This is a genomic window from Rhodoferax sp. LS1P39 (genome assembly GCF_056521425.1).
In genome coordinates this window covers 87098-102069 of record NZ_JBWMAV010000016.1, presented here as the reverse complement: position 1 = coordinate 102069, position 14972 = coordinate 87098, and the positions used below count along the sequence as shown (strand labels likewise).

The following is a 14972-nucleotide window of genomic DNA, read 5'->3' as shown; positions in this document are numbered from 1 at the left end:
TGATGTGCCCGCGATACTAGCCCACAAACCATCCTGAAAAAGCAGCTAAATAGAGATATTCATTTCTAAAAAACCAGATGGTTTAGTGTCTGCGACACTAGCACCCATGGATAATCCCCACGCCACCCGCCTGTGTTTGCCGCTGGATACCGACCTGGTCGCCGCGCTGGCCACCATGGTCGAGGCCATTGGCAGCCCCGACTGGTTCGATACCGTGCTGAATGTGCTGGGCAAAGTGTGCGCCGTGGACTCAGGCGGTGCCATGCTGTTCCACCGCCACCAGCAGCCGCGCCGCATTCTGCACCGCTTTAACCCGCAGGAGCGCAGCCTGCCGGAAGATGCCTTTTTGTCCGGCCCCTATGTGCTGGACCCGAACTACCAGCTGTTCTTGCAGGGCTGCCCTAGCGGCGTGTACTGGCTGCGCGATATTGCGCCGGACGATTTCTACGACTCCGAGTACTACCGGGTGTTTTATTCGCAGATCGGTTTGTCGGACTCGGTGGACCTGCTGTGGCGTATCAACGAGGACACGGCGCTGAACATCTTCATCGAGCGCAGCATCCGCCACACGCCGTTCCAGGCCACCGATCTGCTGGCGATCCGCACGCTGGCCCCCATCGTGATTGCGGCCACCGCCAAGCACCACGCCCTGACGGCCGCCGCCGCCGAGCGCCACAGCGACCGGCTGACCCACCGCAAGGTGCAAAGCACGGTGGAAAACTTTGCCAGCTCGCTGCTCACCCAGCGCGAGCGCCAGGTGCTGTTCTACATGATCAGCGGCTATTCCTCGGCGCTGACGGCCCAGCGGCTGAAGACCACTGAGGGCACGATCAAAATCCACCGCAAGAACATCCACCGCAAGCTCGATATCGGCTCGCAGGCGGAGTTGTTTTCGCTGTTCATCCAGTGCATTCCGTTTGCCGAGCCCGATGCGGCGGTGGACCCGCTGGCGGTGTACCAGAGCGCGCCCGCCACCAGCCGCTGCAAGACGCTGCTGGAGGCCGGGCCCAGTAGCGGCTGATTACTTGCCGTACACGTCGAAATCGAAGTACTTGCTGGCAATCTTTTGGTAGGTGCCGCTGGCGTGCACGGCCTTGAGTGCGGCGTTGAATTCGGTCTTGAGCTGGGTGTCTTGTTTGCGCATGGCCACCCCGGTGCCGTAGCCCAGCACGGCCGGATCTTTGAGTTCATAGCTGGCAAACTCAAACGGCTTGCCTTCGGGCTTGGCCAGAAAGCCCATCTTCATCTCCACCAGGTTGCCGATGATGGCGTCGAGCCGGCCCGAGGCAATGTCCAGGTACGAGTCCTGGGTGGACTCGTAACGCAGCACCGTGGCCCCGGCCTTGGCGTAGTATTTTTCGGCGTAGTCGGCCTCGGTCGAGCCCTTGAGAACACCCACCTTTTTGCCTTTGAGGGCGGCGGGTGAGCCGTCCAGGCCGCTGCCGTGCTTGATGATCACGCGGTAGGGAATGTCGGTGATCTTGTCGCTGAAAGCCACGGTTTTGCGGCGGTCGTCGGTCACCGTCATGCCGGACATGATCATCTCGAACTTGCGCGCCTGCAGGGACGGCACCAGTGCATCCCAGGGCGACTCTACAAACACGCAGCGGCGCTTCATCTCGGCGCAGATGGCGTGGCCCAGGTCGATCTCGAAGCCCACCAGCTTGCCGTCGGGGGCTTTGTACTCGAAAGGCTCGTAGGTGGCATCGGTGCCGATGCGCAGATCTTTGGTGTCCGCTGCCTGGGCCGACAGGCCTAGCGACAGGCAGACTAGAGCAAGTAAAGAGTTCAGTTTCATAGGGGTTCCTGCAGGGTTGAATGGGTGCAAACGCGGCGCAAGAATACGGCGATTTACCGGGTGGTAAATGGCCTCTACCCCCAGAGGGATAGCGCCGTTTTGCGCGGCTGGGCCGGGCCTATCCCTGTGGGTGTACTGCCTGCACGACGGACGGTTTTGGGGCAGCAAACCGGCTTACGCTCCGGCCTGCCAAAGCCTTTGGCGCGCGACCGGCTGTGCGATGACAGGCCACCTGAACCGAATCCAAAACCATGCACCAACTCCGTAAACCCTATCTGTTGTTTCTGGGCGATGTGACGCTCAAATCCGATGCCAAAACCGCTTTTGGCCTGCGCGACTGGTGTGCCGACGATGTCCTGGGCGAATGGAGCCTGCCCACCGCCACTGTCAGCCTGGGCCTGCCCCGCCTGTCGCCGCAGCAAGCAGCGCAGGAAGGCGCGGGCTCGCTGGTGGTGGGCGTGGCCGCCGTGGGCGGCGCGCTGCCCGAACACTGGCTGGCCGAGCTGGAAGCCGCGCTGGACGCGGGCCTGGACATCGTCAGCGGCCAGCACTCGCGTTTGAGCTCCTTCCCGCGCCTGGTGCAAGCCGCCGAGCGCAGCGGTGCGCGCCTGATCGATGTGCGGCATTCCGACCAGAGTTTCCCCGCGGGCACAGGCCGCAAGCGCACGGGCCAGCGGGTGCTGACCGTGGGCACCGACTGCGCGCTGGGCAAAAAATACACCGCCCTAGCCCTGGCCCAGGCGCTGCAGCGCCGGGGTGTGGCCGCCACCTTCCGCGCCACCGGCCAGACCGGGGTGATGATTGCGGGCGAGGGCGTGGCTATCGACGCGGTGATCTCCGACTTTGTGGCCGGTGCCGCCGAGCAGCTGTCGCCCGACAACGCCCCTAACCACTGGGACGTGATCGAAGGGCAGGGCGCGCTGTTCCACCCGGCCTATGCGGGCGTGACGCTGGGCCTGCTGCACGGCTCGCAGCCGGATGCGCTGGTGCTGTGCCACGACCCGTCGCGCGACTGCATCGAGGGCTACCCCGGCTTTCCGATTCCCGACCTGCAGGTCGCTATCGACCGCTATGTGGAGGCGGGCCGCCTGACCAACCCGGCGGTGCGCTGCGTGGGCATCAGCATCAATTCGTCCAGCCTGTCGGATGCCGCATGGGATGCCTACGCCCACCGCATCGCCCGTGAGCTGCAGTTGCCGGTGGTGGACCCGATGCGCGGCGGCGTGGAGGCGCTGGCTACCGCCTTGCTGCAAGCATGATCCGCTGCCACACCCGCATCGAACAGTGGGCGATGCATGAACCCTTCGAGATCGCCCGCGAGGTCATCACCCACCAGCCGGTGCTGCTGCTGACCCTGTCCGACGCGGCAGGCCACACCGGCCAGGCCGAAGCCGCCGGGGTGGACTACGACGGCGAAACCCCCGCCAGCATGGCCGCGCAAGTAGCCGCTGTGCTGCCGTACCTGCACGACGGCCTCACCGGGGCCGAGCTGTTGCAGATCCTGCCCGCAGGCGGTGCGCGCAATGCGCTGGACTGCGCCCTGTGGGATCTGCGCGCCAAGCAAACCGGCGTGCCGGTGTGGCAAGCCGCCGGGTTGCCACGGTGGCAGCCTGTCACCACCGCCTACACCATCGGCCTGGGCGACGAGGCCACCACCCGACGCAAGGCGCGGGCGGCACGGCACTACCCGCTGCTCAAGCTCAAGGTGGATGCGCAGCGGCACCTGGACGTGGTGCGCATGGTTCGCGAAGAACACCCAACCGCCCGCATCGTGGTGGATGCCAACCAGGCCTGGTCACCCGGGCTGCTGCACGAACTGTTGCCACTGCTGGCCCAGGCCGGGGTCGAACTGGTCGAACAACCTCTGGCGCGCGGCCAGGATGCCGCGCTGGAAGGCCTGCAGTCGCCGATTCCGTTGGCTGCGGACGAGTCTTGCACTGACCGGGCCTCGCTGGCGGCGCTGGTGGGGCGCTACCAGTACGCCAATATCAAGCTCGACAAATGCGGCGGCCTGACCGAGGCACTCGCCCTGGCCGCCGAGGCCACGCGGCAAGGCCTGGGTTTGATGGTGGGCAATATGTGCGGCACCTCGCTGGCGATGGCCCCGGCTTTCTTGCTGGCCCAGCGCTGTGCCTATGTGGATCTGGACGGCCCCTTGCTGCAACAGCAAGACCGGGCCGCAGCCATGCAGTACGACAAGGGTCTGATCCAGCCGCCGCCACCGGCCTTGTGGGGCTGAACAGCCCCGATTTCTGCCCGTAACACGGGGCGGTAGATGGTTTTATTTCGTGCGTACGCGGGCTGTACACACGATGGTTTTTGAAGGTAGTATCACAAAACTACTGGCTGTACTGATCGTGAACCACCGCCCCGATCCACCCCTCCCGCCTGCGCCGCAGGCTTGGACCCGTTCGCCGGAGCACGGTGATGCCACCAACCCCTGGAAGCTCGCCCTGGAGGGTTCGGGCGTAGGCGTGTGGGACTGGGATCTGCGCACCGACACTCAAACCTATTCCCCGCGCTGGGAGGAGATGCTGGGTTTTGCCAGCGGTGAGGTGACACCCGGTTTTGCCGATTTCGCCAGCCGCGTACACCCGGATGACCTCGCCCCCATGCAAGCGGCGATGGCGGCCTACCTGGACGGCTCGGCCCCAGGCTACAGCGTGGACTTGCGCATGCGCCACAAGAACGGGCACTGGGTGTGGATTGCGTCCAGCGGCATGGTGGTGCACCGGGCGCTGGACGGCAGCCCTTTGCGCATGATTGGCACCCACACCGACATCAGCGCGCGCAAGCAGGCCGAGGCCGAGTTGCGCGCATCCCATGCCCAGTTGCTGGAGCAAACCCGGCTGCTGCAGACAACCTTGGCCAGCGTCAGCCAGGGCATTTTTGTGTTCAGTGGCGAGATGCGCCTGATCTCGTTCAACCGCCGGGTGTGCGAGTTGCTGGACCTGCCGGAAGACTTTTTGGCGACCAGGCCCCTGCTGGGCGACATCACCGCCCTCCAGCTGGAGCGCGGCGACTTCGGCCCCCAGGCGCAATGGGTGGAGCCCACGGCCCGCCACTACGTGCTGGAGGGGGCTTACGCCGAGGTACCAAACTACTACCTGCGCGTCACCGTGGCAGGCCAGACGCTGGAGGTGAAAACCCAGACGCTGCCTGACGGCGGCATGGTGCGCACCTTTGCCGATGTCTCCACCTACGTGCAGGCGCAGACCGAGCGCAAACGGCTGGACCAGCTGCTGACCACCATGCAGACGCTGGCCCAGGTGGGCGGGTGGGAGGAAGACGGCGTGCGCGACCGCGTCTACTGGACCGAGGGGGTGTACCGCATCTTCCAGACCAGCCCGCGCGAATTCAAGCCCACCACCGCCATGGCAACGGCCGGGCGGCTGTTCACCCCATCCTCCATGGCCAGGATCCGCGATGCCTTCGGCATGGTGGCACTGCACACCTGCAGCCACGACCTGGAGCTGGAGGCCACCACCTTGCGGGGCGAGACCATCTGGGTGCATGCCACGGGGTCGTCGACCTGGGAAGAGGGGCAACTGGTGTTGCGCACTTTGGTGTTGCAAAACATCACCGAAAGCAAGCAGGCCCACCTGGCACTGCAGGCCACCGAAGACCGCTGGCGGCTGGCCATGGAGAGCACTGGCGACGGCGTGTGGGACTGGCACATCCAGCGCGGGCAAGAACACTTCTCGCACCGCCTGGTCGAGATGTATGGCTTTGAAGAGGGCGAGGTTCCCAACCTGCCCAGCATGCTGGACCAGCGCACCCACCCCGACGACCTGCCCCAGAAAGAGCGCGACCGCGATGCCCACCTGGCCGGTCTCACCCCCAGCTACGCCAACGAACACCGGGTGCGCTGCAAGGACGGCAGCTGGAAGTGGGTGCTGAGCCGGGGCATGGTGGTCAGCCGCGACGCGCAGGGCCAGCCCCTGCGCATGATAGGCACCCACACCGACATCACCGACCGCAAAACCGCCGAGGCGCTGATCCGCCAGCAGGCGTTTTTTGACACCCTGACCGGCCTGCCCAACCGCCGCATGCTGCGCGACCGGCTGGAGCAGGAAATCAAGCGCTGCAAGCGCGAAACCCACCAACTGGCCATTTTGTTCATCGACCTGGACCATTTCAAGGAAGTCAATGACACCTTGGGCCACGGCCATGGCGACCTGCTGCTGGTGGAGGCGGCCCGGCGCATCCAGGCTTGCGTGCGCGAGGCCGACACCGTGGCCCGTATGGGCGGTGACGAGTTCACCGTGATCCTGCCCGAAGTGGCCGATGCCAGCCGCCTGGAGCCCATGCTGCAGAAGATTCTGCGCACGGTGGAGCAGGTGTTCCAGCTCGGCAACGAGCAGGTGTTTGTGTCGGCCAGCATCGGCATCACCCTGTACCCGATGGATGGCCGGGAGATCGGCGACCTGTTCAAAAACGCCGACCAGGCGCTGTATGTGGCCAAGGGGGCCGGGCGCAACCGCTTCAGCTTTTTCACCCCGGCGCTGCAGGAGGCGGCGCAAACCCGGGTCCGCCTGGCCAACGACCTGCGCTCGGGCCTGCAGGAGCAGCAGTTCCGGCTGGTCTACCAGCCCATCGTCGAACTGGCCACCGGGGCGGTGCACAAGGCCGAAGCGCTGCTGCGCTGGCACCACCCGGTGCGCGGCATGGTCAGCCCGGCCCAGTTCATCCCGATCGCCGAGTCCAGCGGCCTGATCGTGGAGATCGGCGAATGGGTGTTCCAGCAGGCGGCGCTGCAGGTGCGGGCCTGGCGCGGCCAGTTGCACCCCCAGTTTCAGATCAGCATCAACAAGTCGCCGGTGCAGTTCCACCACGAGGGCCAGGGCCGACTGCCCTGGGCCGCACAGCTGCAGGCCCTGGGCCTGCCCGGCTGCAGCGTGGTGGTGGAGATCACCGAAGGCCTGCTGCTGGACACCAGCAGCCGGGTCAGCGACCACCTGCTGGAACTGGCCGCCGCGGGCATCCAGGCCTCGTTGGACGACTTTGGCACCGGCTATTCGGCGCTGTCGTACCTGCAGCGCTTTGCCATCGACTTCATCAAGATCGACCAGTCGTTTGTGCGCCACCTGGTGCCCGACTCCACCGACCTGGCCCTGTGCAAGGCCATGGTGGCCATGGCCCACGCCCTGGGCATGAAGGTGGTGGCCGAAGGCGTGGAAACCGCCCAGCAGCGTGACCTGTTGGCCGCCATGGGCTGCGACTACGGCCAGGGCTATCTGTTCTCGCGCCCGGTACCGGCGGCCGACTTCGAGGCCTTCTGGGCCGCCAACCCGCCACCGGCACTGCTGGCAAGCTGATGGTTATTTTGTGAGAGAAATCAGGCCTCTGTGCCGATGGAATAATCCCTGGTAGCTATTGATTTGATAGTGATTTGTTCAAGCGGCTGGGCGGGCCTGTTCGCTGAACTGGTTCAACGGTCGCTCCAGCCCCGGCTTATCCCCCAAGTCCCCCGCGCCCAAATGTGCGTACATAGTCTGTATACCTGCATGGTTTTAGAATCGGCCATTACCCGCTTATTCAGCTTTTGGCCTCTTGATCTTGAACCATCGCTCCGTCCCACCCCATTTGCTTGCGCCGCAGGACTGGACCCGTGCGCTGGAACATGGCGATGCCACCAACCCCTGGAAGCTCGCCCTGGAGGGCTCGGGCGTGGGCGTGTGGGACTGGGATTTAGGCACCGGTCGCCAAACCTATTCCCCGCGCTGGGACGAGATGCTGGGCTTTGCCAGCGGCGAATCGGCCCCGGGCTTTGAAGAGTTCACGACCCGCGTACACCCGGACGACATCGCCCCCATGCAGGCGGCGGTAGCGGCCTATCTGGACGGTTCGGCACCGGACTACAGCATGGACTTGCGCATGCGCCACAAGCACGGGCACTGGGTCTGGATCATGGCCAGCGGCATGGTGGTCAGCCGTGCTGCCGACGGTAGCCCCTTGCGCATGATTGGCACCCACACCGACATCAGTGCGCGCAAGCAGGCCGAGGCCGGGTTGCGGGCATCGCATGCCCAGTTGCTGGAGCAAACCCGGCTGCTGCAAGCCACTACGGCCAGCATCAGCCAAGGTATTTTTGTGTTCGATGCCGGGATGCGTTTGATCTCGTTCAACCGGCGTGTGTGCGAGTTGCTGAACCTGAGCGACAGCTTTTTGGCCGCGCGCCCCACGCTGGAGCAGATCAGCAATTTTCAGCTCGAACGTGGCGACTTTGGCCCCCAGGCCCAGTGGGTGGACCCGGGGGCCCGCGGCTACGTGCTGGCAGGCGGCCATGCCCAGGTGCCCGCCCATTTTCTTCGCGTGACTCTGGCGGGTCACACGCTGGAGGTCAAAACCCAGACTCTGCCCCACGGTGGCATGGTGCGCACCTTTGCCGATGTGTCCGACTACGTGCAGGCCCAGGCCGCGCGCCAGCGGCTCGACCAGTTGCTGACCGCCACCCAGGCGCTGGCGCAGGTGGGCGGTTGGGAGGTGGATGGGGTGCGCGACCGCGTCTTCTGGACCGAGGGTGTGTACCGCATCTTCCAGACCACACCCGAGGAGTACACCCCCACCACCGCCATGGAGACGGTCGAACGGGTGTTCACGCCACAGGCCGTGGCCACCATCCGTGCTTCCTACGATGTTTTGCTTCCACATGCCGGCACCCACTCCAGCACCCATGACTACGAGCTGCAAGCCACCACTTTCCGGGGCGCGCCCATCTGGGTGCATGCCAGGGGCACCACTACCTGGGACAACGGGCGGCTGCTGTCGCGCACCTCGGTGCTGCAAAACATCACCGAGCGCAAACAGGCCCAGATGGCGCTGCAAGAAACCGAGAACCGCTGGCGGCTGGCATTGGAGAGCACTGGCGACGGCGTGTGGGACTGGCATATCCAGACCGGGGTGGAGCACCTCTCCAAGCGCCTGGTCGAGATGTACGGCTTTGCAGAAGGCGAAATCCCCGATCTGCCCACCGAGCTGGACCGGCGCACCCACCCTGACGACCTGCCGCAGATGGACCGCGACCGCGATGACCACTTTGCGGGCCGCACCCCCAGCTACGCCAACGAACACCGGGTGCGCTGCAAAGACGGCCGCTGGAAGTGGGTGCTGAGCCGGGGCATGGTGATCACCCGCGACGCGCAGGGCCAACCCTTGCGCATGATAGGCACCCACACCGACATCACCGACCGCAAGGCCGCCGAGGCGCTGATCCGCCAGCAGGCTTTTTTCGACACCCTGACCGGCCTGCCCAACCGGCGCATGCTGCGCGACCGGCTGGAGCAGGAAATCAAACGCTGCAAACGCGACGCGCAGCAACTGGCCATTTTGTTCATCGACCTGGACCACTTCAAAGAGGTCAACGACACCCTGGGCCATGGCAATGGCGACCTGCTGCTGATGGAGGCGGCCCGGCGTATCCAGGCCTGCGTGCGCGAGGCCGATACCGTGGCCCGCATGGGCGGCGACGAGTTCACGGTGGTGCTGACCGAAGTGGCCGACGTCCACCGCCTGGAGCCCACCCTGCAAAAGATTTTGCGGGCCATGGAGCAGGTGTTTCAGCTCGGCAACGAGCAGGTGTTTGTGTCGGCCAGCATCGGCATCACCCTGTATCCGCTGGATGCCAAGGACATCGAAGACCTGTTCAAGAACGCCGACCAGGCGCTGTATGTGGCCAAGGGCGCCGGGCGCAACCGCTTCAGCTTTTTCACCCCGGCGCTGCAGGAGGCGGCGCAAACCCGGGTCCGCCTGGCCAACGACCTGCGCTCGGGCCTGCAGGAGCAGCAGTTCCGGCTGGTCTACCAGCCCATTGTGCAGCTGGCCACCGGGGCGGTGCACAAGGCCGAAGCGCTGATCCGCTGGCAGCACCCCACGCGCGGGCTGATCAGCCCGGCCCAGTTCATCCCGATCGCCGAATCCAGCGGCCTGATTGTGGACATTGGGGAGTGGGTATTCCAGCAGGCGGCGCTGCAGGTGCAGGCCTGGCGCAAACATCTGCACCCGGGTTTCCAGATCAGCATCAACAAGTCGCCGGTGCAGTTCCACCACGAAGGCGAGGGCAAGCAGCCCTGGGCCGCACAGCTCCAGGCCCTGGGCCTGCCCGGCTCCAGCATGGTGGTGGAGATCACCGAAGGCCTGTTGCTCGATACCAGCAGCCGGGTTAGTGACCACCTGCTGGAACTGGCCGATGCGGGCATCCAGGTGGCGCTGGACGACTTTGGTACCGGCTATTCGGCGCTGTCGTACCTGCAGCGCTTTGACATCGACTTCATCAAGATCGACCAGTCGTTCGTGCGCCACCTGGTGCCCGACTCCACCGACCTGGCTTTGTGCAAAGCCATGGTGGTGATGGCCCACGCGCTGGGCATGCAGGTGGTGGCCGAAGGCGTGGAAACCGCCCAGCAGCGCGACCTGCTGATGGCCATGGGCTGCGACTACGGTCAGGGCTACTGGTTCTCGCGCCCGGTGCCGGCGGCCGACTTTGAGGCCTTCTGGGCCGCCCATCCGGCCCCCGCACTGCTGAAATCCTGATTTTTATTCTTTAAGGGAAATAGGTCTCCCGTGCTTATGGAATGGGCGGGAGAAGCTACTTATTTCGTAGCAAATGCGGAATGGGTTCAAAAATAATGCAAATCTGCTGCATCCAAAACCGGGTCTGGCGTGTAGTACCTGTAGCAGCGCACAAAAGCTGCCTGTTGTCCTTATCCGCTAAACCTTTTTTTGGAGCACTTTCATGCCGATCAAATCCCTTTCGCTGCTTGCCATCGTCTCCGCCGCTGCCGTACTGAGCGCCTGCGGCTCCATGGCCCCCATGAAACCCATGTTCAGCCAGGACAGCCTGCCCGAGGCTGTGAAGGTGCCCATGGGCAACAAGGTGGCGATGGAAACCGTGGGCGTGGGCGAGATCACCTACGAATGCCGCGACAAGGCCAACGCCCCCGGCATGACCGAGTGGGTCTTTGTGGGCCCCAACGCCGCCCTGAACGACCGCAGCGGCAAACAGGTGGGCAAGTACTACGGCCCGCCCGCCACCTGGGAATCCATGGACGGCTCCAAGCTCACCGCCACCCAGCTCGCCGTGGCCCCCGCAGGCGCAGGCAATATCCCCTACCAGCTGGTCAAGGCCAACCCCGCCATGGGCATGGGTGCCATGGCCGGTGTGACCCACATCCAGCGCGTGGCCACCATGGGCGGTGTCGCCCCGGCCACGCTGTGCAGCCCGGCCAACAAGGGTGCCAAGGAAATCGTCAAGTACCAGGCCGACTACATCTTCTGGAAAGCCGCCTAAGTTTGGCGACTACCATCGAGAGACATACATTCTCTCGATGGAACGCCCTTGACGACTGCCCCCGATGATTTTGACTACGAGCGCGCCCTGGTGGGTTGCGCCCGTGGCGAGCGCCAAGCCCTGCAGGACATCTACCGGCAAGACAGCCGCCACCTGCTGGGCGTGGCCCTGCGTATCGTGCGCCAGCGCCAGCAAGCCGAGGACGTGGTGCACGATGCCTTCATGAACATCTGGACCCAGGCCGCCAGCTTCGATGCCCAGCGCGGCTCGGGGCGGGGCTGGATCTACAGCGTGGTGCGCAACCTGGCGCTCAACGCGGTGCGCAACGGCGCGCGCGAGGTGCCGGTGGACGAAGAAACCGCCGAGGCCCTGGATGCCCAGCATTCCCTGCAAGCCCATGCCGAGATCGCTGATGCGTTTGATCTGCGCGTCAGCCTGGGCAAGCTCAACGACTGCCTGGCCCGGCTGGAGCCCGCCCGGCGCAACTGCATCCTGTACGCCTATGTGGACGGCTGCTCGCACGGCGAAATTGCCGAGCGCACCCAAACGCCCCTGGGCACCGTCAAGGCCTGGATCAAACGCAGCATGGGCAGCCTGCGGGAGTGCATGGCATGAGCACGCAACCAAACAATCTATCGCCAGACGAGTTGGCCGCCGAATACGTGCTGGGCACGCTCTCTGCTAACCGCCGCCGCATGGTGGAGCAGCGCCTGCCCACCGATGCCGCCCTGCAGGCCGCCGTGCAGCGCTGGCAAGAGCAGTTGCTGCCGCTGGCCGCCCTGGCCGAGCCGGTGGAGCCGTCTGCCGAGCTGTGGCAGCGCATAGACCGCAGCGTGGCCCACGCCGAGGCACCGCGCCGCGCTGCTATGCCACCCGCACCGCCACCGTGGTGGGACCGCCTGGGCCTGTGGCGCGGCTTGGCCGGTGCGGGTTTTGCCACTGCCGCCATCCTGGCCTCGGTGCTGGTGACCCGCCAGGGCGTGCTACCCACCGGGCCGCAGTACATGGTGGTGCTGGTCGCGCCGCAAGACAAGGCACCGGGCTGGGTCATCCAGGCCAGCGACTCCCGGCAACTCAGCCTTACGGCCCTGGGCCCGGTAGCGGTGCCCGCCGAAAAATCCCTGCAGTTCTGGACCAAGGGCGAGGACTGGAAGGGCCCGGTGTCGCTGGGCCTGGTCAAGCCGGGGCAGACCATCACCATCCCGCTGGACAAGCTGCCGCCGCTGCAACCCAACCAGTTGTTTGAGCTGACCCTGGAGCCAGTGAACGGCTCGCCCATCGATAGACCCACCGGCCCGATCCAGTTTATTGGCCGTGCGGTGAAGGTGCTGTGATACCAGTGCGATAATCCAAGTCGATACCGGGAGAGACTGCTCCCCCCTGAATTCGTTCAGGAAATCAGCGCCGAAGGAGCAACCGCCCCGGAAACTTTCAGGCAAAAGGACCGGTATCCACACCACACACATCTGAAGAGCAGTTGGGTTTCGTCACCCGGCTCACCGCAGGAGCAAGCGACTGGTAACACGCCAGCCGCGAATCTCTCAGGTCCAAAACAGAGGGGGCGATAGCTGCGCACGTTTGTTGCTATCCCCCTGTTGACGTTTTGGAAGTCTCATCATGAAAAATTTTGCCGTTATCGGCGGTGGTATCACGGGTGTCACCACGGCCTACGCCTTGGCCAAACGCGGTTACGCCGTCACCTTGTTCGAAAAACACCGCTACGCCGCCATGGAAACCTCGTTTGCCAATGGCGGGCAGTTTTCGGTGTCCAATGCCGAGGTGTGGAACCACTGGTCTACCGTGCTCAAGGGCGTGAAGTGGATGCTGCGCAGCGATGCGCCGCTGCTGGTCAACCCCAAGCCCAGCTGGCACAAGATGGCCTGGTTTGCCGAGTTCATCGCCGCCATCCCGCAGTACGAGAAAAACACCATCGAAACCACCCGCCTGGCGATGGCCGCGCGCCAGCACCTCAATGCCTGGGCCGCCGAAGAGGGCCTGGACTTTGACCACCAGCGTGAAGGCATCCTGCACATCTACCGCGACAAGGGCAACTTCGAGCACGCGGGCAAGGTCTCCAAGCTGCTGGCCCAGGGCGGGTTGGACCGCCGCGCCGTCACCCCGCAGGAGATGCGCGCCATCGAGCCCACGCTGGCGGGCGACTACTACGGCGGCTATTTCACCGAGAGCGACACCACCGGCGACATCCACAAGTTCAGCACCGGCATCGCCGCTGCTGCCGAGCGCCTGGGCGTGCAAACCCGCTACGGCCATGCGATCCAGACGGTCAAGAGCGATGGCAAGACCGTGACCATCACCGCGCAAGACGGCGACCACACCCACACCAGCGTGTTCGACGGCGTGGTGGTTTGCGCGGGCACGGCCAGCCGCGACATTGCCGCCCAGCTGGGGGACAGGGTCAACATCTACCCGGTCAAGGGCTATTCCATCACCGTGAACCTGGACGACGCGCACAGCCAGGCATCGGCCCCCATGGTGAGTTTGCTGGACGACGAAACCAAGCTGGTCAGCAGCCGCCTGGGGCGGGGGCGCTTTCGGGTGGCGGGCACGGCCGAATTCAACGGCTACAACCGCGACATTCGGGCCGACCGCATCCGCCCGCTGGTGGAATGGGTGCAGCAGTGCTTCCCCGGCGTGCGCACCGAGAGCGTGGTGCCCTGGGCCGGGCTGCGCCCCATGATGCCCAATCTGATGCCGCGCGTGGGCCCCGGCAAGCGGCCCGGCGTGTTCTACAACACCGGCCACGGCCATCTGGGGCTGACGCTGTCTGCCGTCACCGCCGACATGGTGGCGGCGATGGTGGGTAGTGCCATGCCGCACTGAGCCTACGGTCCGGGTCCGGGCTCCTGGCTTTTTTTGGATATGGAAAGCCACCCGGATGTCCCGGAAGGGATACAGTCGGTTACACGGCAGTCGTGCACAGCGCACCCACCACCGGTTTGTCCGTTTGGCCATTTGCGGCGGGCTGAAAGGACGTTCATGCGTATCCCCGGGTCATTGTTGCCACGCCTGCTGCTTGCCGCCATCCTGGCTTGCCTTGCCCATACGGTGGGGGCGGTAGAAGCCTGCAAACAGCTGGTTGCCACGGGCAACCCCGAATACCCCCCATACCTGTGGCGCGACGGGGCCGAGGGCAGCCGCCTGGTGGGGGCCAATGCCGATCTGGTACAGATGGTGGCCAAAGAGATCGGCATCCCCATCGAGGTGCGCTATGTGGGCTCCTGGGCCCGGGTGCAGGAAGAGGCGCGGCTGGGCCGCATCGACCTGATCGCCGGGGCATTTTTTACCGTGGACCGGCTGGCCTACATGGACTATGTGTACCCGGCGTTTCGCGAGACCCGCTCGGTGGTCTGGGGGCGGCAGGCCGCGCCGCTGAAGTACCGGCAGTGGTCGGACTTAAAAAGTCTGTCGGGCATGACGGTGATCAACAACAGCTTTGGCGAGGACTTCGACCGCTACGCCAAAAGAAACCTGACCATCAACACCGTGCCCAGCCTGGACCAGGCCTTCAAGATCCTGCAACTGGGACGCGTGGACTACCTGGTCTACGAGGAAGACCCGGGGCTGGCGTACATCGCCAAATTTGCCATCGCCGGGCTGGTGCCCGCCAACCCGGCGGTCAGCAATGAAAGCCTGTACCTGACGCTCTCGCACAAGTCCCCCTGCAACACCAGCGAAGTGCGCGCGGCATTGGCCAAGGCGATGTACAGCCTGGCCAAGCAGGGCGTGATGAAGAAAATGGTCGAATCCAACATCCAGCTCTGGCGCACCAAGTAAGCCAAAACTTATTGGGACTTACGCATCGCCCCTGTATCGCCCTTCGGGCTTACAGGGGGAGCTTGCGTCAGTCCTGTTTATAAAAAATAC

The 14972-nt window shown here is 64.8% G+C and carries 11 protein-coding genes and 1 riboswitch; of the genes, 10 read left to right on the top strand and 1 reads right to left on the bottom strand.

Annotation, left to right across the window (positions count from 1 at the left end; genetic code table 11):
* The first annotated feature begins 106 nt into the window (after positions 1–106).
* The gene (locus AC097O_RS20915; protein WP_479594804.1) at positions 107–1021 is read left to right on the top strand and encodes a helix-turn-helix transcriptional regulator; all 915 of its coding nucleotides are present in this window, start codon (positions 107–109) and stop codon (positions 1019–1021) included.
* Here the strand turns inward: AC097O_RS20915 and AC097O_RS20910 are convergent, their stop codons facing one another.
* Complete coding sequence (locus tag AC097O_RS20910; RefSeq protein ID WP_479594801.1) at positions 1022–1798, bottom strand: transporter substrate-binding domain-containing protein; 777 nt, start codon at positions 1796–1798, stop codon at positions 1022–1024.
* A gap of 251 nt (positions 1799–2049) precedes the next feature.
* Here AC097O_RS20910 and AC097O_RS20905 point away from each other — a divergent pair, with 251 nt between their 5' ends.
* The 9 genes from AC097O_RS20905 (at position 2050) to AC097O_RS20865 (ending at position 14882) form a co-directional block, all read left to right on the top strand.
* Positions 2050–3057, top strand: coding sequence for an N-acetyltransferase DgcN family protein (locus AC097O_RS20905; protein ID WP_479594799.1), 1008 nt, complete (start codon positions 2050–2052; stop codon positions 3055–3057).
* Complete coding sequence (dgcA, locus tag AC097O_RS20900) at positions 3054–4037, top strand: N-acetyl-D-Glu racemase DgcA (protein ID WP_479594797.1); 984 nt, start codon at positions 3054–3056, stop codon at positions 4035–4037. The genes AC097O_RS20905 and dgcA overlap by 4 nt, the downstream gene beginning before the upstream one ends.
* A gap of 118 nt (positions 4038–4155) precedes the next feature.
* Complete coding sequence (locus AC097O_RS20895; protein WP_479594795.1) at positions 4156–7116, top strand: EAL domain-containing protein; 2961 nt, start codon at positions 4156–4158, stop codon at positions 7114–7116.
* A gap of 241 nt (positions 7117–7357) precedes the next feature.
* Positions 7358–10330 (top strand): EAL domain-containing protein, encoded by a 2973-nt coding sequence (locus AC097O_RS20890; protein ID WP_479594793.1) that lies wholly within the window; start codon positions 7358–7360, stop codon positions 10328–10330.
* 202 nt (positions 10331–10532) lie between these two features.
* Positions 10533–11087, top strand: coding sequence for a DUF3455 domain-containing protein (locus tag AC097O_RS20885; protein WP_479594791.1), 555 nt, complete (start codon positions 10533–10535; stop codon positions 11085–11087).
* A 48-nt stretch (positions 11088–11135) separates the two neighbouring features.
* Positions 11136–11702 carry a sigma-70 family RNA polymerase sigma factor gene (locus tag AC097O_RS20880; RefSeq protein WP_479594789.1) on the top strand — a complete coding sequence of 189 codons (567 nt, stop codon included), beginning with the start codon at positions 11136–11138 and terminating at the stop codon, positions 11700–11702.
* The gene (locus AC097O_RS20875; RefSeq protein WP_479594788.1) at positions 11699–12421 is read left to right on the top strand and encodes an anti-sigma factor; all 723 of its coding nucleotides are present in this window, start codon (positions 11699–11701) and stop codon (positions 12419–12421) included. The genes AC097O_RS20880 and AC097O_RS20875 overlap by 4 nt, the downstream gene beginning before the upstream one ends.
* Before the next feature lie 17 nt (positions 12422–12438).
* Positions 12439–12544, top strand: a riboswitch (glycine riboswitch).
* A gap of 160 nt (positions 12545–12704) precedes the next feature.
* Positions 12705–13928: a D-amino acid dehydrogenase gene (locus AC097O_RS20870; protein ID WP_479594786.1), complete on the top strand. Its 1224-nt coding sequence runs from the start codon at positions 12705–12707 to the stop codon at positions 13926–13928.
* Between the two features lie 156 nt (positions 13929–14084).
* Positions 14085–14882: a substrate-binding periplasmic protein gene (locus AC097O_RS20865; RefSeq protein ID WP_479594785.1), complete on the top strand. Its 798-nt coding sequence runs from the start codon at positions 14085–14087 to the stop codon at positions 14880–14882.
* Positions 14883–14972 lie beyond the last annotated feature (90 nt).

Bases quoted from the DNA above. Each gene is read 5' to 3' on its own strand.
- AC097O_RS20915 (WP_479594804.1), top strand. From the start codon at position 107: ATGGATAATCCCCACGCCACCCGCCTGTGTTTGCCGCTGGATACCGAC.
- AC097O_RS20910 (WP_479594801.1), bottom strand. From the start codon at position 1,798: ATGAAACTGAACTCTTTACTTGCTCTAGTCTGCCTGTCGCTAGGCCTG.
- AC097O_RS20905 (WP_479594799.1), top strand. From the start codon at position 2,050: ATGCACCAACTCCGTAAACCCTATCTGTTGTTTCTGGGCGATGTGACG.
- dgcA (WP_479594797.1), top strand. From the start codon at position 3,054: ATGATCCGCTGCCACACCCGCATCGAACAGTGGGCGATGCATGAACCC.
- AC097O_RS20885 (WP_479594791.1), top strand. From the start codon at position 10,533: ATGCCGATCAAATCCCTTTCGCTGCTTGCCATCGTCTCCGCCGCTGCC.
- AC097O_RS20875 (WP_479594788.1), top strand. From the start codon at position 11,699: ATGAGCACGCAACCAAACAATCTATCGCCAGACGAGTTGGCCGCCGAA.
- AC097O_RS20870 (WP_479594786.1), top strand. From the start codon at position 12,705: ATGAAAAATTTTGCCGTTATCGGCGGTGGTATCACGGGTGTCACCACG.
- AC097O_RS20865 (WP_479594785.1), top strand. From the start codon at position 14,085: ATGCGTATCCCCGGGTCATTGTTGCCACGCCTGCTGCTTGCCGCCATC.